General features: G+C 72.2%; 26 protein-coding genes. 14 read left to right on the plus strand and 12 right to left on the minus strand.

The window, feature by feature from the left end; translation table 11 throughout:
• Positions 1–93: 93 nt before the first annotated feature.
• Entirely contained in the window at positions 94–528 is a 435-nt protein-coding gene (locus ACXJMZ_RS08450; protein WP_057238959.1) for an Lrp/AsnC family transcriptional regulator, read from the plus strand.
• A gap of 7 nt (positions 529–535) precedes the next feature.
• Here ACXJMZ_RS08450 and ACXJMZ_RS08455 read toward each other — a convergent pair whose 3' ends face one another.
• The 4 genes from ACXJMZ_RS08455 to ACXJMZ_RS08470 all read right to left on the minus strand — a co-directional run bounded on the left by ACXJMZ_RS08455 (position 536) and on the right by ACXJMZ_RS08470 (position 3401).
• Positions 536–1162, minus strand: a complete 627-nt coding sequence (locus ACXJMZ_RS08455) for a MarC family protein (RefSeq protein ID WP_457029346.1) — start codon at positions 1160–1162, stop codon at positions 536–538.
• A 61-nt stretch (positions 1163–1223) separates the two neighbouring features.
• Positions 1224–1622, minus strand: coding sequence for a RidA family protein (locus ACXJMZ_RS08460; protein WP_457029347.1), 399 nt, complete (start codon positions 1620–1622; stop codon positions 1224–1226).
• Positions 1623–1632: 10 nt separating this feature from the next.
• Positions 1633–2385 (minus strand): IclR family transcriptional regulator, encoded by a 753-nt coding sequence (locus tag ACXJMZ_RS08465; protein ID WP_457029348.1) that lies wholly within the window; start codon positions 2383–2385, stop codon positions 1633–1635.
• Positions 2382–3401, minus strand: coding sequence for a sugar kinase (locus tag ACXJMZ_RS08470; RefSeq protein ID WP_457029349.1), 1020 nt, complete (start codon positions 3399–3401; stop codon positions 2382–2384). The genes ACXJMZ_RS08465 and ACXJMZ_RS08470 overlap by 4 nt, the downstream gene beginning before the upstream one ends.
• A 115-nt stretch (positions 3402–3516) precedes the next feature.
• On the opposite strand from ACXJMZ_RS08470, the gene ACXJMZ_RS08475 reads away from it, so the two are divergent.
• Genes ACXJMZ_RS08475 through ACXJMZ_RS08485 form a run of 3 tightly spaced genes read left to right on the plus strand, consistent with a single transcriptional unit; the run spans position 3517 to position 6997 of the window.
• Entirely contained in the window at positions 3517–4776 is a 1260-nt protein-coding gene (locus tag ACXJMZ_RS08475; RefSeq protein ID WP_457029350.1) for an alanine racemase, read from the plus strand.
• Positions 4776–6374: an N-acyl-D-amino-acid deacylase family protein gene (locus tag ACXJMZ_RS08480; RefSeq protein ID WP_457029351.1), complete on the plus strand. Its 1599-nt coding sequence runs from the start codon at positions 4776–4778 to the stop codon at positions 6372–6374. The genes ACXJMZ_RS08475 and ACXJMZ_RS08480 overlap by 1 nt, the downstream gene beginning before the upstream one ends.
• Positions 6371–6997 carry a bifunctional 4-hydroxy-2-oxoglutarate aldolase/2-dehydro-3-deoxy-phosphogluconate aldolase gene (locus ACXJMZ_RS08485; protein ID WP_457029352.1) on the plus strand — a complete coding sequence of 209 codons (627 nt, stop codon included), beginning with the start codon at positions 6371–6373 and terminating at the stop codon, positions 6995–6997. Before ACXJMZ_RS08480 ends, ACXJMZ_RS08485 begins: the two co-directional genes overlap by 4 nt.
• 3 nt (positions 6998–7000) lie before the next feature.
• Here ACXJMZ_RS08485 and ACXJMZ_RS08490 read toward each other — a convergent pair whose 3' ends face one another.
• Positions 7001–7294: a barstar family protein gene (locus ACXJMZ_RS08490; protein ID WP_457029353.1), complete on the minus strand. Its 294-nt coding sequence runs from the start codon at positions 7292–7294 to the stop codon at positions 7001–7003.
• Positions 7295–7393: 99 nt separating this feature from the next.
• On the opposite strand from ACXJMZ_RS08490, the gene ACXJMZ_RS08495 reads away from it, so the two are divergent.
• The gene (locus tag ACXJMZ_RS08495) at positions 7394–7948 is read left to right on the plus strand and encodes a DoxX family protein (RefSeq protein ID WP_457029354.1); all 555 of its coding nucleotides are present in this window, start codon (positions 7394–7396) and stop codon (positions 7946–7948) included.
• Here the strand turns inward: ACXJMZ_RS08495 and ACXJMZ_RS08500 are convergent.
• A complete protein-coding gene (locus ACXJMZ_RS08500) occupies positions 7945–8385 on the minus strand; it encodes an N-acetyltransferase family protein (RefSeq protein WP_457029355.1) in 441 nt (146 codons plus the stop codon). The genes ACXJMZ_RS08495 and ACXJMZ_RS08500 overlap by 4 nt on opposite strands.
• Before the next feature lie 97 nt (positions 8386–8482).
• Here ACXJMZ_RS08500 and ACXJMZ_RS08505 point away from each other — a divergent pair, with 97 nt between their 5' ends.
• Positions 8483–8875, plus strand: coding sequence for a VOC family protein (locus ACXJMZ_RS08505; RefSeq protein WP_457029356.1), 393 nt, complete (start codon positions 8483–8485; stop codon positions 8873–8875).
• Positions 8876–8889: 14 nt separating this feature from the next.
• On the opposite strand, the gene ACXJMZ_RS08510 is transcribed toward ACXJMZ_RS08505, so the two are convergent.
• From ACXJMZ_RS08510 to ACXJMZ_RS08525, 4 genes are all read right to left on the minus strand, one after another.
• Positions 8890–9891: an NlpC/P60 family protein gene (locus tag ACXJMZ_RS08510; protein ID WP_457029357.1), complete on the minus strand. Its 1002-nt coding sequence runs from the start codon at positions 9889–9891 to the stop codon at positions 8890–8892.
• Positions 9892–9977: 86 nt separating this feature from the next.
• Positions 9978–10478 carry a hypothetical protein gene (locus ACXJMZ_RS08515; RefSeq protein ID WP_457029358.1) on the minus strand — a complete coding sequence of 167 codons (501 nt, stop codon included), beginning with the start codon at positions 10476–10478 and terminating at the stop codon, positions 9978–9980.
• 82 nt (positions 10479–10560) lie between these two features.
• Positions 10561–11436 (minus strand): M56 family metallopeptidase, encoded by an 876-nt coding sequence (locus ACXJMZ_RS08520; RefSeq protein WP_457029359.1) that lies wholly within the window; start codon positions 11434–11436, stop codon positions 10561–10563.
• Positions 11433–11816, minus strand: a complete 384-nt coding sequence (locus tag ACXJMZ_RS08525; protein WP_457029360.1) for a BlaI/MecI/CopY family transcriptional regulator — start codon at positions 11814–11816, stop codon at positions 11433–11435. Before ACXJMZ_RS08525 ends, ACXJMZ_RS08520 begins: the two co-directional genes overlap by 4 nt.
• 99 nt (positions 11817–11915) lie before the next feature.
• Here ACXJMZ_RS08525 and ACXJMZ_RS08530 point away from each other — a divergent pair, with 99 nt between their 5' ends.
• The 3 genes from ACXJMZ_RS08530 to ACXJMZ_RS08540 all read left to right on the plus strand — a co-directional run bounded on the left by ACXJMZ_RS08530 (position 11916) and on the right by ACXJMZ_RS08540 (position 15187).
• Positions 11916–12416, plus strand: coding sequence for a hypothetical protein (locus tag ACXJMZ_RS08530; RefSeq protein ID WP_457029361.1), 501 nt, complete (start codon positions 11916–11918; stop codon positions 12414–12416).
• Positions 12417–12500: 84 nt separating this feature from the next.
• A complete protein-coding gene (locus tag ACXJMZ_RS08535; protein ID WP_457029362.1) occupies positions 12501–13079 on the plus strand; it encodes a Uma2 family endonuclease in 579 nt (192 codons plus the stop codon).
• 302 nt (positions 13080–13381) lie between these two features.
• Positions 13382–15187 (plus strand): glycosyl hydrolase family 18 protein, encoded by a 1806-nt coding sequence (locus tag ACXJMZ_RS08540; protein ID WP_457029363.1) that lies wholly within the window; start codon positions 13382–13384, stop codon positions 15185–15187.
• A gap of 109 nt (positions 15188–15296) precedes the next feature.
• Here ACXJMZ_RS08540 and ACXJMZ_RS08545 read toward each other — a convergent pair whose 3' ends face one another.
• Positions 15297–15857 carry a MarR family winged helix-turn-helix transcriptional regulator gene (locus ACXJMZ_RS08545; RefSeq protein ID WP_457029364.1) on the minus strand — a complete coding sequence of 187 codons (561 nt, stop codon included), beginning with the start codon at positions 15855–15857 and terminating at the stop codon, positions 15297–15299.
• 122 nt (positions 15858–15979) lie between these two features.
• Here ACXJMZ_RS08545 and ACXJMZ_RS08550 point away from each other — a divergent pair, with 122 nt between their 5' ends.
• From ACXJMZ_RS08550 to ACXJMZ_RS08570, 5 genes are all read left to right on the plus strand, one after another.
• Positions 15980–17275, plus strand: a complete 1296-nt coding sequence (locus ACXJMZ_RS08550; RefSeq protein ID WP_457029365.1) for an MFS transporter — start codon at positions 15980–15982, stop codon at positions 17273–17275.
• Positions 17276–17312: 37 nt separating this feature from the next.
• Positions 17313–18590: an FAD-binding oxidoreductase gene (locus tag ACXJMZ_RS08555; RefSeq protein WP_457029366.1), complete on the plus strand. Its 1278-nt coding sequence runs from the start codon at positions 17313–17315 to the stop codon at positions 18588–18590.
• Positions 18591–18681: 91 nt separating this feature from the next.
• Positions 18682–20229, plus strand: coding sequence for a dolichyl-phosphate-mannose--protein mannosyltransferase (locus ACXJMZ_RS08560; RefSeq protein ID WP_457029367.1), 1548 nt, complete (start codon positions 18682–18684; stop codon positions 20227–20229).
• A complete protein-coding gene (locus tag ACXJMZ_RS08565) occupies positions 20229–20972 on the plus strand; it encodes an ABC transporter permease (RefSeq protein ID WP_457029368.1) in 744 nt (247 codons plus the stop codon). The genes ACXJMZ_RS08560 and ACXJMZ_RS08565 overlap by 1 nt, the downstream gene beginning before the upstream one ends.
• Positions 20973–21197: 225 nt before the next feature.
• Entirely contained in the window at positions 21198–21782 is a 585-nt protein-coding gene (locus ACXJMZ_RS08570) for a TMEM165/GDT1 family protein (RefSeq protein WP_457029369.1), read from the plus strand.
• A gap of 14 nt (positions 21783–21796) precedes the next feature.
• Here ACXJMZ_RS08570 and ACXJMZ_RS08575 read toward each other — a convergent pair whose 3' ends face one another.
• The gene (locus ACXJMZ_RS08575) at positions 21797–22762 is read right to left on the minus strand and encodes a peptidoglycan-binding protein (protein WP_457029370.1); all 966 of its coding nucleotides are present in this window, start codon (positions 22760–22762) and stop codon (positions 21797–21799) included.
• Positions 22763–22872 lie beyond the last annotated feature (110 nt).

Consider the following 22872-nt stretch of genomic DNA (forward strand, 5'->3'; position numbering starts at 1 on the left):
CGGATTGAATGGGCGACGGATGCGGGATCGGCCGGTCGGCCTTCCGGACGGAAGGTCTTTTCCGGTCCGGCCTGCCGAACGGAAAGGACCGCCATGGACGCCGTGGACCGACTGCTGCTGGCCGAACTGCAGGGTGATGCCAGGCTCTCCTACAACGAGCTCTCCCGCCGGGTCAGGCTCTCCTCCCCGGCCGTGGCCGAGCGGGTCCGGCGGCTGGAGGCGGACGGGGTGATCAGCGGCTACCACGCGCACGTCGACCCGGACCGGGCCGGGCTGAAGGTCACCGCCCTGGTGCAGATCCAGTGCTACGGGCCGCGCTGCGTGCTGCGCGACCCCGAGGTGGCGTCCTGGCCCGAGGTGCTCCAGCTGCACCGGGTCACCGGCGGGGCCTGCTGCGCGCTGCTGGTGGCGGTGGCCGGGATGGCCGAGTTCGAGCAGCTGATCGACCGGCTGGGGGGCTACGGGCAGCCGTCCAGCTCGATGATCCTCTCCAGCCCGGTGCCCTGGCGGCCGGTGCAGGTGCCCTGACGGCGGCTCAGTACAGGCCCTGTACGGACAGGTCGGCGAGCCCCGCGATGAACAGCTCCACGCCCACCGCTGCGAGCAGCAGGCCGAGCAGTCGGGAGATCACCTCCAGCACGGTCTGGTGGCTGTGCCGCAGCGGCCGGGAGAGCACCAGGACGCAGACGCAGTTGATCGCCACCACTCCCAGGTAGGCGCCGGCCAGCGTGGTCCGCCAGCCCCAGTCGTCCCGCTCCAGTGCGCCGACGATCAGTGCGGTCATCGCGAGCGGGCTGGCGATGTAGGGGAGCAGCAGCTCCCGGAGGCCGTCCAGCAGCTGGTTGGGCCGCTCGTTGTCGTCCTCGGGCGTGCCGCCGAGGTGGATGCCGAGCACCAGCGCGACGGCGTAGATGAAGAAGATCACCCCGCCGGCCAGCTCGAGCGACCAGTTGTCGATGTGGAAGAACGAGGCGAGGAAGTCCGCCGAGTACTCCACCGTGACACCGACCACGGCTGCGAGCCCGGTGGCCACCAGGGTCAGCTGCACCAGCTCCCGGTGCGAGCGGTTGCGGGCCAGCCGGGCGAAGGTCAGCAGGACCTTGGGTGGCCCGACCACGGCGAACAGGGTGACGAAGGCACTGGTCAGGTCGAAGTCGGGCATGGCTCCAGCATGCGTCAGCGAGGGCGCAGCCCCGTGGCGCCGCGCCCTCGCTGACGACGGTTCAGCCGATCACGGCCTGGGCGTCGATCTCCACCAGCATCGCCTCGTGCGGCAGCTCCACGAAGATCGTGGTCCGGCACGGCTTCACGCCGCCCTGCACGTGCTTGTCGATGAACTCGCCGTAGACCTCGTTCATCAGCGCGAAGTCCGCCCGCTTGGTCAGGTAGACCCGGAACATCACCACGTCCTCGACCGTGGCACCGCCCGCCTCCAGCACCGCGCGGACGTTCTCCAGGGTGCGCAGGGTCTGCGCCTTCACGTCACCCGGGTAGAGGTACTCCGAGGTCGCCGGGTCCTGCGGCCCCTGGCCGGAGACCTGGAGGATCGGGCCCTTGCGGACCCCCTGGGAGAACACCCAGGCGGGCGCGGGGGCGTCGGTGGTACGGACTTCGGTCTTCATGCGTCCCGTCCTAGGGGGTTGGGGTCCAGCCGCAGTCGGCGGAGATCGCGGCGGTGGTGGCCCGGAGCCGCGGCAGCAGCGCCAGGACCTGGTCGTACGGCAGCAGCATGTCCGGCACCGAGACCGAGGCGGCCGCGACCACCCGGCCGGTGGTGTCCCGGACCGGCGCGGCCACGCAGTTGATGAACGACTCGTGCTCGGCGTGGTCCTGCGCCCACCCCTGCGCGGCCACGGTGTCCAGCTCGGCCAGCAGCGCGGCCGGGGTGGTCAGGGTGTGCGCGGTGTACGGGGTGAACTCCAGCCCCTCGGCGATGCCCCGGCGCTCGGACGGCGGCAGGTCGGCGAGCAGCACCTTGGCCACCGCCGCGCAGTGCAGGGCGGCCCGCAGGCCGATCCGGGAGTACATCCTGACGGGGTGTCGGGAGTCGTACTTGTCGATGTAGACCACCTCGCCGCCCTCGTACGCCGCCAGGTGCACGGTCTGGCCGGTGGCCGCGTTCAGCTCGCGCAGGTGCGGGGCGGCGACGGTGCGGATGCCGCGCTGCTCCAGCGCCTGCCCGGCCAGCGCGAACAGCTGCGGACCGAGCCGGTAGCGGTGGGCGGCGTCGCGCTGGACGATCCGCTCCTCCTCCATCGGGCGGAGCAGCCGCAGCGCGGTGCTCTTGTGCACGTCCAGCACGGCCGCCAGCTGCTCCAGGCTGCGCTCGCCCTCGCCGAGTTCGGCCAGCAGGCGCATCGCGCGGGCGACGGTGGAGCTGCTCATGCCGGGGCCGTCCGGAAGCCGTCGGGGCCGACCTCGGTGGCCGCCCAGCCCGCCTCGTCGGCGGCCAGCAGCACGTCGATCACCGCGGTGGACGGCAGCACGCCCAGGTCGCCCCGGACGGTCAGCGCGGCGGCGGCGGACAGGTGGCCGAGCCGGAGCCGCTGACGCTCCGGCAGCTCCCGCAGGGTGCCCGCGAGATAGCCCGCCGCGAAGGCGTCGCCCGCGCCGGTCGGCTCCACCACCGAGACCCGCAGGGCGGGCTCGGCGACGGTCGAGCCGTCCTGGGCGATCGAGGTGGAGCGGTGTCCGTCGTCCTTGAGCACGATCACGCCGGGCCGGGGGAGCAGCTTGCGCAGCCCCGCCGGGTCGTCGGTGCCGAGCACCTCGCGGGCCTCGTCGGCGCCGAGCAACACGATGGTGGCGGCGTTCATCAGGAAGCGCAGCGCCTGCCGGTCCCGCCCGGCCCAGAGTGCGGGGCGCCAGTTCAGGTCGAAGCTGACGGTGCGTCCGGGGGCGCCGAGCAGGGTGCGCACCAGGCGGTGGCAGCTGTCCGAGAGAGCAGGCGTGATGCCGGTCAGGTGGATCAGCGGGGCGGCGGCCAGCAGCGGGGCGGCGGCCGGCTCGGCGAGCAGCTCGGGGCCCATCGCGGAGGCGGCCGAACCGCGCCGGTAGTAGTGCAGCCGGCTGCGCCCGGCGCCCAGGTCGTACGGGTGGTCCAGGCCCGCGCCGGTCTCCTTGACGTACAGGCCGGTCGGCCGGGAGGGGTCGGCGGTGACGGCGGAGGTGTCCACGCCGTGCGCGGCGATCCGCTCGACCAGGTGGCGCCCGAAGCCGTCGTCGCCGACCCGGCTGACCCAGGCGGCGGGTACGCCGAGCGCGGCCAGACCGCAGGCGACGTTGGACTCGGCGCCGCCGAAACTGCGGCGGAACCCGTCGGCGTGCTCCAGTGGTCCCGGGCTCTCGGGGATCAGCACGGCCATCGACTCACCGAGACAGACGGCGGGCGGGAGTGTCACTCGGGGCCTCTCGATCGGCGGGTCCGTTGACCAGTGGTCTGGACCTGATGTTAGATCAGGCTCGGCAGATATCGCAACGACCGTTGCATATAACGCAACGAAGGAACGGTGGGCCGTGGTGGAGCTGATGGACCGTGGACGGCTGGCGGAGCTGGCGGACGAGCGGCTGGACTGGCGTTTCAAGGCCGTCCCGGCCGGGGCCTGGGGCCTGACCGTCACCGAGTACCTGGCCGGAGCACCGACCCTGGACGACCTCGGCACCCCGCTGGTCACGCTGGACGCGGGCGCACTCGACCACAACCTGGCCACCATGGCGGCGTACTGCGCCAAGGGCGCCGTCGGCCTCGCCCCGCACGGCAAGACCACCATGGCGCCGGTGCTGTGGCAGCGTCAGCTGGACGCCGGGGCGGACGCCATCACGCTGGCCAACCTCCCGCAGATCCGGGTCGGCCGGGCCTTCGGCCTGCGCCGGATCCACCTGGCCAACGCACTGCTCGACCCGGCCGGCCTGCGCTGGCTCTCCGCCGAGCTGGTCGCCGACCCGGAGTTCCGGTTCTCCTGCTGGGTGGACTCGGTGCGCTCGGTCGAGCTGATGGCCGAGGCCCTGCGCGGCGCCCCCGCCCCGATCGACGTCTGCGTCGAGCTCGGCGCCCCCGGCGGCCGGACGGGCTGCCGCACGGTGGACGAGGCGGTCGAGGTGGGCCGCGCGGCGGCCGCCGCCGGCGAACTGCGCCTGGTCGGCGTGAGCGGCTACGAAGGCGCACTGGCGCACGACGCGAGCGCAGGCTCGCTCGGCACGGTGGCCGGATACCTGCGCGAACTCGGCCGCCTCTACCGCCGGTTGGACCCGCTCTTCGACCCGACGGCCGAACAGATCTGGGTCACCGCCGGTGGCAGCGCCTACTTCGACACCGTGCTCGAGGAGCTGGGCGCCGTGGTCGAGGGCCGGGGGCGGCTGGTGCTCCGCTCCGGCGCCTACCTCGCGCACGACGACGGCTTCTACCGGGGCATCTCGCCACTGGCCAGAGGCGGCGGCGAGGGCTTCAGGTCCGCCCTGCACGGTTGGCTGCGGGTGGTCTCCCGTCCCGAGCCCGGGCTCGCCCTGCTGGACGGCGGCAAGCGCGACCTGTCCTTCGACGAAGGTATGCCGGAGCCGCAACTGGTGCGCGGACGCGGCCCGTCGGGCGGCCGGATCACCGCGCTGAACGATCAGCACGCCTTCCTCCGGGAGAGTGACGTGCAGGTCGGCGAGGTGGTCAGGGTCGGCCTCTCGCACCCGTGTACGGTCTTCGACAAGTGGTCGCTGCTGCCGGTGCTGGACTCCGCCGACGCCGAACTCCCGCGCGTGGTCGACCTGGTGCGGACGTACTTCTGATGGCGGCCGACCTGCTGATCAAGGGTGCCTGGGTGATCGACGGCACCGGCGCGCCCCGCCGCCGAGCCGACATCGCGGTCGAGGACGGCGTGATCGTCTCCGACGCGGCCACCGCCGACCGGGTGATCGACGCCGAAGGGCTGGTGCTCGCCCCCGGGTTCATCGACATGCACGCCCACTCCGACCTGGCCGTGCTCACCGAGCCGGAGCACCTGGCCAAGATCAGCCAGGGCGTCACCTGCGAGGTGCTCGGCCAGGACGGTCTCTCCTACGCCCCGGTGGACGACCGGGTGCTGGCCGGGCTGCGCCGCCAACTCGCGGGCTGGAACGGCGATCCGGCGGGATTCGACTGGGACTGGCGCAGCGTCGGCGAGTACCTGGACCGGCTGGACCGCTCCCACCTCGCCGCCAACGCCTGCTACCTGGTCCCGCACGGCACCCTGCGTGCCCTGGTGGTCGGCTGGGACGACCGCCCGGCCACTACGCAACAGCTGGACCGGATGCGGGAGTTGCTCGACCAGGGCCTCTCCGAGGGCGCGGTCGGGATGTCCACCGGCCTGACCTACACCCCCGGCATGTACGCCGACTCCGCCGAACTGGCCGCGCTCTGCGCCGTGGTGGCCGCCCGGGGCGGCTACCACTGCCCGCACACCCGCTCGTACGGGGCGGGCGCGCTGGAGGCGTACGCGGAGGTGATCGAGCTGTCCCGGCGGACCGGCTGTGCGCTCCATCTCACCCACGCCACCATGAACTTCGGGGTGAACGAAGGCCGGGCGGGCGAGTTCCTGGCCCTGGTCGACGCTGCCCTGGCCGGGGGAGTGGACGTCACCCTGGACAGCTACCCCTACCTGCCGGGCTCCACCACGCTGGCCGCGCTGCTGCCGTCCTGGGCCACCGAGGGCGGCCCGGCCGCCACGCTGGCCCGGCTGCTGGAGCCGCCCGCCCGGGAGAAAATCCGGGTCGCGGTGGAGGAGACCGGCAGCGACGGCTGCCACGGCGTGGTCGCCGACTGGCGGACGGTGCAGATCTCCGGCGTGCGCAACCCCGACCTGGCCGACACGGTCGGCCTGACGGTGCAGCAGATCGCCGACCGCTGGGGGAGCACCGGCACCGCCGCCTTCCTGGAGCTGCTGGTCCGCGACGAGCTGGCCACCGGCATCCTCCAGCACGTCGGCCACGAGCAGAACGTCCGGGAGATCATGCAGCACCCCGCGCACTGCGTGGGCAGCGACGGCCTGCTGGTCGGCGCCCGCCCGCACCCCCGGGCCTGGGGCACCTTCCCGCGCTGCCTCGGCCACTACGCCCGGGAGTTGGGCGTACTGACGCTGGAGCAGGCGGTGGCCAGGATGACCGGCCGCCCGGCCCGGCGGCTCGGCCTGACCCGGCGCGGACTGATCCGGGACGGCTACGCGGCCGACCTGGTGCTGTTCGACCCGGCGACGGTGCGGGACACCGCGACCTTCGAGCAGCCCCGGCAGCAGGCCGAGGGCATCCCCTGGGTCTGGGTCGGCGGGGTCGGCGTGATCGAGGACGGCAAGGCGACCGGGGCCCGCCCGGGACGGTCACTGCGGCGACAGGCCGACGGAGGAGTGCGATGAGCAGCAGGCTGGCCGGACTGGAGCAGGACCGGGTGATCGCGGTGGTCCGTGCGCCGGTGATCCCCGACGCGGCGGAGCTGTGCGCCGCGCTGGTGGCCGGGGGCATCCGGTGGATCGAGTTCACCTGGACCACCCCCGGGGTGGAGGAGCACCTGCGCCGGGCCGCCGAGGTGGCGGAGAAGCTCGGCTGCCGGGTCGGCGTCGGCACCGTGCTGACCGCCGAGCAGGCGCGGCGCGGCGTCGCGGCGGGCGCGCAGTACCTGGTCACCCCCGGCGTACGCGCCGGCCTGGCCGAGGCGGCGGGCGGGGTGCCGGTGGTGATGGGCGCCCTGACACCCAGTGAGGTGGCCACCGCCGTGGACCTCGGGGCGGCGGCCGTGAAGATCTTCCCGGCCCGGGCCTTCGGCGCCCCGTACTTCCGCGACCTGCGCGGCCCCTACCCCGACGTCTCGCTGGTCGCCTCGGGCGGCGTCAACGCGGGCAACGCCGCCGAGTTCCTGGCGGCGGGCGCGCTGGCGGTCTGCGCCGGGAGCGAGGTGGTGGCCCCGACGGTGGTCGCGGCCGGCGGCTGGAGCGGGGTCGAGCTGCGGGCCAGGGAGTTCGTCGCCGCCATCGCAGGGTGACCGTTACTGCAGGGTGACGGTCACCCCGCCCTCGCGGAGCACCTCGAGCACCGCGTCGAAGTACCGCTGCTCCGACCCGGGCAGCCGCCGGGTGAGCGCCGTCCGGGCCTGCCCGGCGTCGTGCCAGACCAGCCCGAACGGCGCCTCCGGCCCGTATCCGCCGCGCAGGCAGTCGGCCAGCGCGTCCAGGTTGCGGCCGTAGTAGCCGTCCGGGGCGTCCAGCGCGTCGGCCAGCGCGCTGTAGAAGGACGGCTCGTCGGTGATCGCGGCACCACGCAGGTGGTAGGTGGTCGGCATCGGGTACCTTCGCTCGGATGGCGCGCCCGGGTCGAGGGCGTGCCGGGTCTGGGGTGGGATGGGGAAGCCGGTGTTTCTCCCGAGAACTGAGGCCCCATCATGACCTGTCTGAACCGCAAGGACCTAGGCCTGCTCGCGCTGCGCGGTGCGGTCGGCGGCGTACTGGTGGCACACGGCACGCAGAAGCTGTTCGGCTGGTTCGGCGGCGGCGGGCTGGACGGCACCGCCAAGGCGATGGAGCACATGGGCTTCGAACCGGGCCGGCAGAGCGCGATCTCCGCCGGCCTCGGCGAGACCGGCGGAGGCGCCCTGCTGCTGGCCGGCCTGGCCACCCCGGCGGCCGGCGCCATCGTCGCGGGCACCATGGCCGGCGCGATCGCCGTGCACGCCCCCGGCGGCTTCTTCGCCACCGCCGGCGGTTACGAGTACCCCGCCGTCCTCGGCACCTGCGGCCTGGCCCTCGGCGTGGCCGGCGCCGGCCGCTACTCCCTCGACCACCTGGTCGGCCACCGCTTCGACGGCGCGGGCCTCGGCCTGCTCGCCTTCGTCGCCAGCGCCCTGGGCGCAGCGGCCGTGGTGACCCGCCGTCAGGACGTGGTCCGCCGCCGCGAGGCCAGGGCGGCCGACGACGAGGCGGGCATCGGCCTCTCCTAGCCGGGGCTGCGCATCAAGTAGACGTCGGTCGGGTCCTCGGACTCCAGGGTGAAGCCGTACCGCTCGTACAGCCGGCGGGCCGGGCTGCCCTGCAGGACGTTCAGCCGGACGGCGACCCGCGCGGAGTCGGCCTCCGCCAGCAGGCTGCGCAGCACGGCCGAGCCGAGCCCCCGTCCCTGCCGGGCCGGGTCGAGGTAGAAGTGCTCCAGCAGCCGCCCGTCCTCGGCGGGCCGGACGGTGACACAGCCCGCGAAGGCGCCGTCCACGGTGATCACCCGGGTGTGCTCCGCCGAGAACGACTCCCGCAGCCGCCGCCGGACCCGGACCTCGTCGTACCGGCCCAGCCGCTCCAGGTCGGCCCGCAGCACCACGGCCCGCAGCTCGGCGATCGGTTCGACGTCGGCGGGCGTGGCGGGGCGCAGCGTCCAGGTGCTCATCCGGAGGATTTTAGGGTCCAGCCGTCACATTCCCCTGCCGGGGTCCGTCGGTGAGGTAACGACGCATCACCGACCGACAGATGGAGGGGACAACACAGTGCTGACGAACATCATGTACGTGACGCTCTACGTCACTGACCAAGAGCGTGCGCTGAGGTTCTACACGGAACAGCTCGGCCTGCAGAAGCGCATCGACCATCCGGGCCCGGACGGACGCTTCCTCACTGTAGGCGTCCAGGGCAGCCCGCTCGAGATCATCCTCTGGCCGCACGCCGCGGCCTCGGGACAGCCGGCCGAGCAGCAGCCGGGCGGCACACCCGGTCCGGTCTTCCTCGAATCGGACGACCTGCGGGCGGACTTCAAGGTGTTCCGCGACCGCGGTGTGACCTTCGACCAGTCTGAGCCGGAGGACTACGGGTTCGGCATCCGTATCGAGGCGGTGGATCCGGACGGCAACCGGATCTCGCTGCGCCAGCGCGCAGCACGCTGAAGTCACGCGGACACTCAGTAACGCATCGCACCGGAGTAGGGCATCACGTCGTACGGCACGATCTCGACCGTCTTGCCGGTGCGCGGGGCGTGCAGCAGCTGGCCGTTGCCGAGGTAGATCCCGACGTGGTGCAGGTCGGGGTAGTAGAACACCAGGTCGCCGGGCTGGAGTTGGTCCCGGGCGATCGGCTTGCCCGCCGCGTACTGGGCCTGCGAGGTGCGTGGCAGGGAGATGCCGCCCGCCGCGAAGGCGCGCAGGGTGAGGCCGGAGCAGTCGAAGGAGTTGGGGCCGGTCGCGCCGTAGACGTACGGCTTGCCGAGCTGGGCGTGGGCGAAGGTCAGGATGTCCTTGACCCGGCCGGTGGCGGGACCGGAGTACGGCATCCGGGCGGTGACGCTGCGGGAGGCGGCGGCGCCCCCCGCGTTCCCGGCCACCACCTTGGCGCGGTCCTCGGCCTTGAGGCCGTTCAGGATGGCCTGCACCTTGGCGAGCTTGGCCTGCACCTCCTGCTTCTTCCCGGCCGCGGCCTGCCGGGCCTGGTCGAGACCGGCCAGCTGGGCGGCGGTCTCGTCCCGCAGCTGGTCGAACCGTTTCTGCTGGGCCGTCAGCAGCCGCAGGGTGTCCGCCTGGGTTGCGGCGGCCGCGTCCTGCAGGCTCGCGCCGTCCAGGTACTCGGTGGCGTCGGCGGTCAGCATCAGCCGCAGCGTGGGGTCGAGCCCGGCCGAGCGGTACTGCTCGGCGGCCACCGCGCCGAGCGTCTCGCGCAGCCGGTTGAGCTGGTCCTGCTGGGTGGCCACCTGCTGCTGGAGGGTGCCGGCGCCGGCCTGCAGCTGTACCTGCTTCTCGTTCAGCCCGTTGTACAGCTCGGTGTCGGCCTCGGCCTCCTCGTAGAGGTCGTCCACCTGCCGCTGGACCTGCTCCAGTGAGGGCTTCGGCTCCGCCAGGGCGGGGGTCGAGGTGAGCAGCAGCGCGGCCCCTGCGGTGAGGGTTAGGGCGGTCAGACGGCGGGCGGCCAAGGGGTGCTCCCGAGCTGGACAACTAATCTCCTAAGGAAGTTAGTATGAGCAACGCCGCCATAGCAAGTGCCGAAGCTGAGAGACCCTCAGGCCGGGCGGTGCCCGGTGGTGTGGCGCCAGCGGTTGTGGGCGGCGGTCAGTTCGGCGCGGGCTTCGCGCAGGGCCCGGTCCTCGTGCTGCTGCTCCAGCAGCCGGTCCCGGTCCGCCCGGGCGGTCTGCTGGGGGATGGTGTCGGACCGGGCCAGCTCCAGGGCGCGGCGGGCCTTGACGGTCCGTTCGCCGAGCGACTCCGGCACGGTCCCGGCGCCGGGCTCGGCCAGCTCGGCCACCCGGTCCTGGAGCTCGGTGATCCGGCGGCGGTACTCGGCCTCGGTGGCGCGGATCTCCTGCTCGGCGGCGGAACGTTCCTGCGCCCGTCGGTGCTCCTCCTCGCAGACCCGGCGGCGGCCGGCCGCCAGCTCCGCCCGCTCGGCGGTGTACGCCCGGGCGAAGGCGTAGGCCCAGCCGCCCGGGTAGTTCTGCAGCCGGTTGCCGACCCAGACGGCGATCGCCGCCAGGACCAGTAGTGCCGACATGACGAACGCCATGTCCCCTCCCCCGAGGTCGAAGTCGAAGTCGATCGACGTACGGAGACCTGCCCGGGGACGGGGCGGGTGACACCTGTTCAGGTCAGGTCAGGTGCGGCAGGCAGACCAGGAGCAGCGGCAGCCCGGCCAGCCCGGCGGGGGCGGCCGCGGTGAGGGCCAGCAGCAGGCGGGGCGCCGGGCGGTGGGCCGCCAGCCGTTCGATCCTGGCCAGCGCCTGGTGGCCTGCGGTGAGCGCGGCGGCGGGGGCCAGGCCGGTGGCCACCACGCCCATCGCGGTGGCCAGCGCGCGCGGGGTGTGACCGCGCAGCGCCCGGTCGTCGGCGGCCATCTCCAGCAGGGTACGGACCTCGGCGGAGACCAGCCGCCCGAGCGGCAGCCGGCCGAAGGTGCCGGCCAGCGCCTCGGCGGCGCAGGCAGCGAGGTGGTGACGGCCGGTCAGGTGGGCCCGCTCGTGCGCCAGCGCGGCGGCCAGCTGCGGCGGGGTGAGCGCGGCCAGCGCGCCCCGGCTGACCACGATCCGGGCGTGCCGCCCCGGCAGGCAGTAGATGGTGGGCGTCGGGTGGTCCAGCAGCAGGGCGCCGGGGATCCGGCCGCGGTGCGCGGCCAGGTCGAGCAGGGCCCGGTGCCGACGGCGTCCCCGGTGGGCGCCGGCCAGGCTGTGCAGCAGCCGGGCGGCCGGGTAGAGCAGTACCAGGGCGGCCACCGCAGGGGCGGTGCCGGAGACCGCCTCGGGGGAGAGGCCGCACAGGTGCAGCAGGCCCACGTGGTGGTGCGGGGCCGGGTCGATCAGCTGACGGACCGTGAGCGAGACCGAGCTGACGGCGGAGAGCCCGAGCGCGAGCCAGGTGAACACGCCCAGCAGCGGCGTCCGCCTGGTCCAGCGCGCGCCGGCCAGCAGTGGCGGGAGCACGACGGCGGTCAGTACGGCCCAGAGCCCGAGCAGGGCGGCGGCGCTCACCGCTCGTCCGCCGGGTCCGAGGCGTCGAGTGCGGCCAGCGCCCGGCGCAGGGCGGCGACCTCGTCGGTGCTGATCTGTTCGACGAAGTGGGCCAGCGCGGCCGGGGTGTCGGAGGTGGAGCCGAGCGCCTCCTGCATCAGCGTGGCGGTGTACGAGTCTCGGCTGCGGGCCGGTTCGTAGACCCAGGCGCGGCCCGCCTTGTGACGGTTCAGCAGGCCCTTGGTGTGCAGGATCCCGGCCACGGTCATCACGGTGGTGTAGGCCACCGGCCGCTTGGCGTTGAGGTCGTCGACCACCTCCCGGACGGTGGCCGGGCGGCCCCAGCTCCAGAGCCGGTCCATGATTTCGGCTTCGAGTTCGCCGAGGCTGCGTACCACCATGCGGGCCATCGTAGTCACCCGGATGCTGCGCCCTGGTGGCCCCGGGCATGCGGCCCTTGAAGGGTGGGGGCAAGTCGTCCGGACGAGTGGAGGTCTCTGATGCGTCGGTTGGTCGTGGGTGCGGTGGTGGCGGGCGGACTGGTGCTGACCGGATGCTCCTCGGACGGTTCGCCTCCAGCAGCGGTCCAGTCGGGGGCCTCTGCGCTGGCCTCGGCGGCGAAGAGCGCGGCGAACAGCTTCGCGTCCTCGGCCACCTCGGCAGCTGCCTCGGCCGCCGCTTCGGCGGAGGCGGCGGCCTCCTCGGCGCTGGCGAGTGTGAAGGGCGGCCTCGACGCCAAGGACGACGTCACCCTCGGCGGCGTGGTGACCGACTCGGACGGCAAGTCCAGCGTCCCGCTCACGGTCACCAACAAGACCTCGCAGCCGTACAAGTACACGATCCAGATCAGCTTCGAGGACAGCGCGGGCCACCTCCTGGACGCCGCCGTGGTCACCGTCCCCGAGGTGGCGGCAGGCGGCACGGCCCAGGCCACGGCCAAGAGCAACCGCAACCTTGAGGGCACGGTCACGGCCAAGGTGGGCAGCGCACTGCGGTACTGATCGTCACTCACAAGAGTGGTCTGTGGCCGGTGGGTGCCCGTTACGCTGGCAGAGTCGGCGAGGATCACCCCCATGGGAGCAACGATGACTGCCGTACCTGACTGGCTCATCCCGCCGGAAGGCGGATTCACCGCCGACGATCTCGACCATATGCCTGGCCTCCCGCCGCACACTGAGCTGCTCGACGGGAGCCTGGTCTTCATGAGTCCGCAGAAGTACTTCCACAGCCTTGCCGTGGATCTGCTCAGTTACGCACTTCGGCGGAGCTGCCCGGAGCACCTGCGCGTGGTCCGTGAGATGAGTGTGGTGCTCGGGAAGCGGGACCGGCCCGAGCCGGACGTGTCGGTGGTGCGGGCCTCGGCGGTGACGGAGGAGGCCGAGGAGACGGGCTATCAGGCGGCCGATGTCGTCCTGGCGGTCGAGGTCGTCTCGCCGGATTCGGTGGAGCGGGACCGGGAGGTCAAACCGCGGAAGTACGCCGAGGCGGGTATCCCGCACTTCTGGCGGGTGGAGAAGGCCGAGGGGCGTCACCCCGTGGTCTACGTCTTCGAGTTGGAGCCCGCTACCCGGACATATGTGGTAACCGGGGTGCATCACGGGCGGTTGAAGGTCGGGGGTCCGTTCGAGATCGACATCGACCTGACGGAGATTGACCGGATGTGATCAAAAGTTTAAAGCCGGCTCCGCATCGTCCGGGGCCGGCTTTCTGCTGGTCAGGGGTCGGTCGAACCTTAACGGGAGCTCAAGGTCCAACAAGGGCTCTTGACGGGGGAGTTGGTCTAGTCCATTTTTATGGCCAGGTGCAGGGAGCCCCCGGCCGGCACCGGTGGTCCAGACCTCCGGTGCCGGTCCGGCATCCCCCGCTGATCGACCTCCACTGACGTGCCTCTCCGGTTGTGCGGCCCCACCCCGTGCGTCCGGTCGAAGTGGCCCGGCAGTTCCCCCACGACCTGGAGGGTCACGACATGACTCGAGTTTCCCTGGAGCCGACGCACCGTCGGCGTCCGAAGGGCCTGGCCGCGCTCGCGGTCGGCACGGCGGCCTCGCTGCTGCTGGGCGCCGGTCTCGCGCTGAGCGCGGGCACCACGGCCTCGGCCGCGGCCGGCAACACCACGGGCGCCCCGGCGACCAGCGGTGGCATCAAGGTCGCCTACTTCGACCAGTGGTCGATCTACGGCAACGCGTACTACCCGAAGACCATCCAGGACACCGGCGTCGCCAAGAACCTGGACTACATGATCTACTCGTTCGCCAACATCCACCCGACCAACCTCACCTGTTTCGAGGCCACCAAGGCCGCGTCCCAGGACGAGAGCAACACCAGCGCGGGTGACGGTGCGGGCGACGCGTTCGCCGACTACCAGAAGACCTTCGACGCGAACACCGCGGTCGACGGTGTCGCGGACGCCTGGGGCCAGCCGATCGCGGGCAACTTCAACCAGCTGAAGAAGCTGAAGGCGAAGAACCCCAACCTCAAGGTGCTGCTGTCGATCGGTGGCTGGACCTACTCCAAGTACTTCTCCGACGCGGCCGCCACGGACGCCTCGCGGAAGAAGCTGGTCTCCTCCTGCATCGACATGTTCATCAAGGGCAACCTGCCGGTGGACGCCGGTTACGGTGGCGCCGGTTCGGCTGCGGGCATCTTCGACGGCATCGACATCGACTGGGAGTACCCGGGCGGTGGCGGCCACGCGGGCAACCACGAGAGCGCGAGCGACAAGCAGAACTTCACCCTTCTGCTCAAGGAGTTCCGCACCCAGCTCGACGCCCAGGGTGTCACCGACAACAAGACCTACGGCCTCGCGGCCGCGGTCGGCGCCGGCCAGGACAAGATCAAGAACATCGAGACCGACAAGGTCGGCCAGTACCTGACCTTCCTCGATGTGATGACCTACGACATGCACGGTGCGTGGGACGCCCAGGGCCCGACCAACCACCAGGCCCCGCTGTACTCCGGCGCCAAGGACCCGATGACCCCGATCAAGCCGGGCACGGGCAAGTACTCGATCGACTCGGCCATCAAGGCCTGGACCGTCGGTGACGCCGAGTACGGCATCCCTGGCGGCTTCCCCGCCAAGAAGATCAACATGGGTATCCCGTTCTACTACCGCGGTTGGACCGGCGTTCCCAACAACGGTGTGAACGGCCTGTTCCAGAGCGCGACCGGCCCCGCCGCCGGTGCCGCGATGTCCGGCAACGTGCCCGGTATCCAGATGTACAAGGAGCTCGCGGGCTTCGTCGACAACCCGGCCAAGACCTTCTGGGACGACGAGGCGAAGACCACGTACTTCTACGACGGCTCCACCTTCTGGACCGGCGAGGACACCCGCTCGATCCAGGCCAAGGTCGACTACGCGCACTGCAACGGTCTGGGTGGCTCGTTCGCCTTCTCGCTGTACGACCTGGGCACCAAGACCACGCTGTTCGACAAGATGGTCTCGGCCACCAACGGCTCTGCCGCCAACTGCCCGGCCGCGCCGACCAGTTCGCCGTCGCCGAGCCAGTCGGCCAGCCCGTCCGCCTCGGCCTCGCCGACCGCTTCGGCCAGCCCGTCGGCCTCGGCCTCGGCCAGCCCGAGCGTCTCGGTCAGCCCGTCCGCCACGGCGACCGGCTGCACCGTGCCGAGCTGGAACGCCGCCACCGTCTACCCGACCGCCGGCACCAAGGTGTCCTGGAAGGGCCGGGTCTACACCAACAAGTGGTGGACCACCAACGAGGACCCCTCGACCACCGGTCAGTGGGGCGTCTGGGCCGACGCGGGTGCCTGCTGAACCACCTGTGAGCTGCTCAGCTGAGCTCTGAACCACTTCGCCCCGCCGGGCKGTGACCGGCGGGGCGAAGTCATGTCCGGGGGTAGGCGGCCCAAGGGCTGCCGGGGCGTCAGTTCAGGTCGTTGGTGCGGCCGAGGGCGTCAGGCTGGGTCTCCTCGATCCGCCGCAGCATCCGGCCGAGCATCTCGGAGAGGCCCGGGCGCTCGGCGGCGGTGATGTCCTGGAGCAGCTCCTCCTCGAAGACCGCGGCCATCCGCATCGACTCCAGCCACTTGGACCGGCCGTTCGCGGTCAGCTCGACGATCACCCGGACCCGGTTGGTCTCGTCCCGCTCCCGGGTGACCAGGTCCTCGGCCACCATCCGGTCGATCCGGTGGGTCATCGCCGCCGGGGTCAGGCCGAGCCGCTTGGCCAGCTCGCCGGGGCCGAGCTGGTAGGGGCTGCCCGCGACCACCAGGGCCTTGAGCACCTCCCACTCGGCGGATGTGATTCCCAGCACGGTGAGCTGCCGCCCGTAGGCGACGCTCATCCGCCGGGCGACCCGGGAGAGGGTCCCCACGATGGTCTCCACCTGGGGGTCGACCATCGGGAATTCCCGCTGGTAGACGGCCACCTGCTCGGCGATGGCCAGCTCGCCGGGGTTCGGCGACGCGGGTCTGGGAGTGCTCATGCCCCCCATTCTCCCACGGACCGATGCAGGCGTTAAGGCTTTGACAGCGAAGGCTTCCGATCCTTAGAGTTTAGCTCTGAAATCTTCCGAGCTTAAAAGTATCCAGCGAAAGGGTGTGCACGGTGGCCGGCACGGTGAAGCAGCAGGGCAGGCGTCTCGGGGCGGGAGGTCCGCTGCGCCGCGTCCAGATCGGGAACGCGCTCAGCGCGTTCGGCAGCGGCTTCACGATGCCGTACATGTTCGTCTACGTGGACCAGGTGCGTGGCCTGGGATCGCTGGCCGCCGGGATGGTCTTCACCGTCTTCGCGCTGGCCGCGCTCGCCGTGCTGCCGTTCACCGGCCGGGGCATCGACCGGTACGGGCCGCGCCCGGTGCTCTGGATCGGCGCCGCGCTGGCCGCCACCGGCGCCTTCGCGTTCGGCCACGCCACCGGTACGCCGGCGCTGCTGGTCTCCTCCTTCCTGTTCGGTGCCGGGGTGACGACCTGTCAGCCGGCCCTGGCCACGATGATCGTGCGCTGCTCCACCAAGGCCACCAGGTCGCGGGCGTTCGCGCTCCAGTTCACTCTGATCAACCTGGGGATGGGCATCGGCGCGCTGGTCGGCGGGCAGATCGTGGACGTCGCCGACCCGGCCAGCCTGACCCGGCTGTTCACCATCGAGGCGCTCACCTTCCTCGGTCTGGCCCTGGTCACCGGCAGTGCCCGGATCCCGGCCGCCGCCCCCGTCCTGGTGGCCGCGACCGGCCCGACCGGGCTGCGTGCGCTGGTCGCCGACAAGGCGATGCTGCGGCTCTGCCTGCTCGCCGGGCTGATCTTCTTCACCTGCTACGGCCAGTTCGAGTCCGGGGTGGCCGCCTTCGCCACCGACACCGTCGGCACCGCGCCGTCCACCCTGGGCCTGGCCATCGGCGCCAACGCGCTGACCATCGTGGTGCTGCAGATGTTCATGGTGAAGCTCACCGAGCGCCGCCGCCGGACCACCGCGATGGCCGCCGCCGGCGTGGTCTGGCTCGGCGCCTGGACGATGGCTCTGGTGGCCGGTCTGGTCCGCTCGGAGGCGCTGGTCGCCACCATCGCGATCGTGGCCGTCTACGCCCTGTTCGGCGTCGGTGAGTCGCTGCTCGCGCCGACCCTGGGCCCGATCATCGCGGACCTGGCTCCGGCCCGGCTGCTCGGTACGTACAACTCCGGCTACGCGTTGGTGAAGCAGATCGCCATCGCGGTCGGCCCGGCCGTCGGCGTGCTGCTGGTCGGCTCCGGCACCTGGCCGCTCTACCTGGCGGCGATGGCGGCGTGCACGCTGCTGATCGTGGTCCTCGCGCTGCGCCTGCGGCCGCACTTGACGGCGGCTCAGGACAACGCGGGCCCGGCCGTCCCGGTGCTGGTCCCGCACCGCGCGCTGGAGACGGCGGCCTGACGCCCGCCCCCCCCCCCCCGAGTACGACCAGGCGCGGGTGGTCTTCAACGCGATGATCGACCGCCACCCGCAGCTGATCGCCCAGTGCGCGGACCCGGCGGACGTGGCGGCCGCTGTCGCCTTCGGCCGGGAGCAGGGCCTGGAGATCGCGGTCCGGGCCGGCGGGCACGCGGTCTCGGGGGTCTCGGTCAACGACGGCCTGGTGGTCGACCTGCGCCGGATGAACTCGGTCGTGGTCGACCCCGAGGCCGGGGTGGCCCGGGTCGGCGGCGGTGCCACCATGAGCGACTTCGACCGGGCCACCCAGCCGTACGGCCTGGCCACCACCGGGGGCCGCGACTCCGGCACCGGCGTCGCCGGGCTCACCCTGGGCGGCGGCTCCGGCTGGTTGGAGCGCAAGTACGGACTGGCCTGCGACAACCTGATCTCGGCGCGGCTGGTGACCGCCGACGGCGAGCTGGTGGCGGTGGACGAGGACCGGCACCCCGAGCTGTTCTGGGCCCTGCACGGCGGCGGCGGCAACTTCGGGGTGGCCACCGAACTCACCTTCCGGCTGCACGAGTTGCCGATCGTCACGATGGCCATGCTGCTCTGGCAGCCGGAGGCAGGGCCGAACGTGCTGCGGCACTACGTGGACTTCATGGCCACCGCGCCGGAGGAGGTGGGCGGCGGCTTCGTGTACTTCACCGGACCGCCCGAGGAGTTCGTCCCGGCCGGGCTGGTCGGCCGGCTCACGGCGGCCCTGCTGCTCACCTACGCTGGCGGCGAGCAGGAGGCCCGCGAGGTGTTCCGGCCGATGCTGACGCTCGGGCACGCGGGCGAGATGATCGCCGAGCTTCCGTACGCGGAGCTGCAGTGCATGCTGGACGACCCGCCCGGTGAGCGGAACTACTGGTCCGCCGAGTACCTGGACAGCTTCCCCGCACCGGCCGCCGAGCTGTTCTGCGGCCGGGCCGCCGAGATGATCGTGCCCTCCGCCTCGATGCACGCGGTCTTCCCGATGGACGGTGCGGTGGCCCGGGGCGACGGCGAGTTCCCGGTGCCCTGGCGGGCCGCGCCCTGGGCGGTGCACCCCTTCGGCGTCTGGGAGGACCCGGCCGACGACGCCCGGGGCAGGCAGTGGGCGCACGACGTCTGTACGGACCTGAAGCCCTGGTCGATCGGCGCGGTGTACCTGAACTTCATCGGCGACGAGGGTGCGGACCGGGTCGCGGCCGGTCTCGGCACCGGCAACCTCCGACGGCTGGCGGCGGTCAAGTCGGCCTACGACCCGGAGAACGTCTTCCACCTGAACCACAACATCATCCCGGCCTGAGCCCCCGTCAGAGCTAGGATTCCCGACAAAGGCGACAAACAAAGCTGTCGGGCCATCAGGTTCGGGCAAGAGGCGATGAATCGGCGAGGTCATGACGCAAGCGGTGATGGGCGGGACCGTCGTCGAAGAAGAGGTACGAGCCCGGCCGTGGGTGGTCCGGCGGGCCGACTGGCTGGGGCCGCTGGCCGTCGCACTGTTCGCGGGGCTGCTGCGGTTCTGGGACCTCGGGTACCCGAACGCCTTCGTCTTCGACGAGACGTACTACCCGAAGGACGCCTGGTCGCTGCTCCGGCAGGGCTACGAGGGGACCTGGCCGGACAGCGCCAACGAGCAGATCCTGGCCGTGCCGCAGGTGATCCCGCTCAACTCCGCCGCCGAGTTCGTGGCGCACCCGCCGGTCGGCAAGTGGGTCATCTCGCTGGGCGAGTGGGCGTACGGGCTGCACCCGTTCGGCTGGCGGGTGATGGTCGCGCTGCTGGGCACCCTGACGGTGCTGATGCTGGCCAGGATCGGGCGGCGGCTGTTCGGCTCGACGCTGCTGGGCTGTGCGGCCGGGCTGCTGCTGGCGGTGGACGGGCTGCAGTTCGTGATGAGCCGGGTCGGGCTGCTCGACGGCGTGCTGATGTTCTTCGTGCTGGCCGCCTTCGGCTGCCTGCTGGTCGACCGCGACCACACCAGGGGCCTGCTGGCGGCCGCCAGGGCGGAGGGCGGCCGGGCCGGTGACCAGGTGCGGCTGGGCCTGCGCCCCTGGCGACTGGCCGCCGGGCTGCTGCTCGGACTGGCCTGCGCGACCAAGTGGAACGGGGCGTTGGTGCTGGCCGCCTTCGGCCTGCTGACCGTGCTCTGGGACCAGGCCGGCCGCCGCTGGGCGGGAGCGTACCGGCCCTGGCGGAGCATGCTGCGGCGGGACGCGCTGCCCGCCTTCCTCTCCCTGGTCGGTGTCGCGGTCGTGCTCTACCCGCTCTCCTGGGCCGGGTGGTTCCTCACCGGCGGCGGCTACGACCGGCACTGGGCCGACGACCGGTCGAGTGCGGTGAGCTGGGTGCCCGCGCCGCTGTGCAGCTGGTGGCACTACCAGTCGCAGATGTGGGACTTCAACACCGGCCTCAGCACCCCGCACACCTACCAGTCCGACGCCTGGAGCTGGCTGGTCCAGGCCCGCCCGGTCAGCATGTACTGGCAGCAGGTGCCGACCGGTCAGCAGGGCTGCACCGCCCCGGGCGGCTGCGCCTCGCAGATCCTCGCGCTCGGTACGCCGCTGCTCTGGTGGACGGCCTGCTTCGCCCTGCTGTACGCGCTCTGGCGGTGGTTCTTCCGGCGGGACTGGCGCTCGGGCGCGGTGCTCTGCGCGGTGGCCGCGGTCTACCTGCCGTGGTTCCGCTACCTGGACCGGACCACCTTCTCGTTCTACATGGTGGTGCTGGTGCCGTTCCTCTGCCTGGCGGTGGCCCAGATGCTGGGGGCGATGCTCGGCCCGCCCGGCTGCTCGGCCGAGCGGCGGCGGTGGGGCGCGGTGGGCGCGGGCCTGATCGTGCTCGCGATCGTCGGCTGCTTCGCGTTCTTCTACCCGCTGTACACGGCGGAGGTGATCCCGATGACGTCCTGGCAGGACCGGATGTGGTTCATCAGCTGGATCTGATGGTGGCTCAGCAACTGCTGCCGGTCGGCCCGTCGCTCTGGGCGGTCACGGCGCTGCTGCTGGCGGCCGGCGCGGTGACCGCCGGGTGGGGACTGCTCGGCCACGGCTGGGCGGTGCTGCGGGCGGGCGCGCGGGCGGCCGTCCAACTGGCGGCGGTCGCGCTGGTGATCGCCTGGGTGGCCGGGTCGATGTGGACCTCGGCTCCGTTCGTGCTGGTGATGTTCGCGGTCGCGGTGCGGACGGCCGGGCGGCGCATCACCGCAGGGTCCGGCTGGTGGTGGGCGGCAGTGCCGATCGGGGCCGGGGTGCTGCCGGTGCTGACGCTGCTGCTCGGCTCCCGGCTGCTGCCCTGGCAGGGACTGTCGGTGATCCCGGTCGCGGGCATCCTGATCGGCGGGGCGCTGACCGCCACCTCGCTGGCCGGGCGGCGGGCGCTGGACGAGCTGCGCCAGCGCCGGGGCGAGGTGGAGGCCGCGCTCGCGCTGGGCTTCGAGGGCCGGGACGCCCGGCTGGAGATCTGCCGGACGGCCGCCGCGACCTCGCTGGTACCCGCGCTGGACCAGACCAGGACGGTGGGTCTGGTCACGCTGCCCGGGGCGTTCGTCGGCATGCTGCTGGGCGGCGCGAGTCCGCTGGAGGCCGGGGCGGTGCAGCTGTTCGTGCTGGTCGCGCTGCTGCTGGTGGAGTCGGTGGCGATCCTGCTGGTACTGGAGCTGGTCGGGCGTGGAGCGGTCGCCGGGTAGACTTGGCGGCTGTTGAAGGGGAGTAGCCCTCCACCGGAGCGTCGACATACTGGCCTGCGCCTTGCGCGGGGGCCCGGTGCCCGGGACATCCGTTCGTTCTGCGGGTGTTGGCGAGACCTTCGGCCGCAGTGCTGTGATCATTTACCAGTGCTGTCGGGCCGGAGTGTCCCCTGACGGGTCATCATCGGCCAGGCAGCCCGGACCCGATGAAGGGCTTTCTCTCCGATGAGTCTGACCATTGCCGCGATTACCTTCGGCATCGTCTTCCTGGCCGAACTGCCGGACAAGACCGCGCTCGCCAGCCTGGTGCTCGGCACCCGCTACCGGGCGAGCTACGTCTTCGCCGGGATCGCGGCCGCCTTCGCGCTCCAGGTCGGTCTCGCGCTGGTGGCCGGCAGTCTGCTGGCGCTGCTGCCGCAGCGCTGGGTGGAGGGGGTCACCGGCCTGCTGTTCCTGGCGGGCGCGGTGATGCTGCTCTGGCCCAAGGGCGACGAGGAGGAGGACGGCGAGGCCAAGGAGCCGTCCTCGGACAGCTTCTGGAAGGTCGCGGGTGCCAGCTTCCTGGTGGTCGCGGTGGCCGAGTTCGGCGACCTGACCCAGATCATGACGGCCAACCTGGCGGCCAAGTACGCCGACCCGATCTCGGTCGGCATCGGCGCCTGGCTGGCGCTCTGCACGGTGAGCGGGATCGCCATCCTGGGCGGGCAGAAGCTGCTGCAGTACGTGCCGATGAAGGTGATCGTGCGGGTGGCGGCGAGCATCATGCTGCTGATGGCGGGCATCAGCCTGTTCAAGGCGATCACCGGCTGATGGGCCCGGCCCGGTCAGTCCGTCAGCTCTTCGAGGGCCGCACGGGTGGTGGGGCCGTAGACCCCCGGCGGGTCGTCGATGCCGGAGTCGCCGACGAAGCTCTGGAAGTTGGCGACGGCGTTCTCGGTCTTCCCGTCGAAGGTGCCGGTGATCAGCGACTTCTTGTACCAGGGCATCGCCTCCACCAGGCGGCGCTGCATGCTCTTGACGTCGTCGCCCTCGGTGCCGAGCTGTAGGACCCGGGGCCCGGTCGGCGCGGGGGGTGCGGTGGTCGGGGCGGGCGTGGTCAGGGTCGGCGAGGGTGAGGGCGGGGCGGAGGTGGCCGAGGGGCTGGGCTTCGGCTTGGCGCTGCTACGACTCGCGGACGGGGTGGGTGTGTTCGAGGGGGTCGGTGACGGGACGACGGCCACGGCCGGGGGTGACACGGTGGGCTGGTAGCTGCTGACCGGGAGGGGCAGCGCCTGGTCGTGGTCGACCTTGTCGTCACCGGGGGAGAGCACCAGGGCCAGGCCCGCGCCGATCACGGCGACGCCGAGCCCGGCCGCGATGATGACGGTCCGTCGGCGCCCGGCCGAGATCTGCTGCTGGACCCGCCGCTCGGCCCGGCCACCGGGGGCCGGTTCAGCGGGGCCGGGGCGGAAGCCGAAGACGCCGAGGTCGGTGTCCGGGGCGGCCTCGGGAGTCCACTGCGGCGGGGTCGGTATCAGCTGCAGGCTGGGCACGGTCTGCGGCGGCGGCGGGGCGTTGGGCGGGGCGGCCGGCGGAACGGGCGGCATCAGCTGGGTCGCGAAGGCGTCGTTCGACGGGGGTGCCACCTGGGTGGCGAACGGGTCGGCGGCCGCCGGGGCCGCCATGTACGGCCGGACCAGCTCGGGTGCGTCGATCGCGGGCAGCACGGTGGTGGGGTCCGAGGAGGCACAGGAGGGACAGCCGTCGAAGCCGTCGACGGTGCCGCAGACGGGGCAGCGAGCTCCCGACATTGGCCGGTCCTCCTCGGTGATGGTGGGGAATGCGACCTGATTATGCAGCAGGTTCCAGTGGGTGGACAGGCGCGTGGTGGGGCTTGTCCGGGTTGGTGGTGATACCGGAC

This window comes from Kitasatospora sp. P5_F3, from assembly GCF_054049135.1.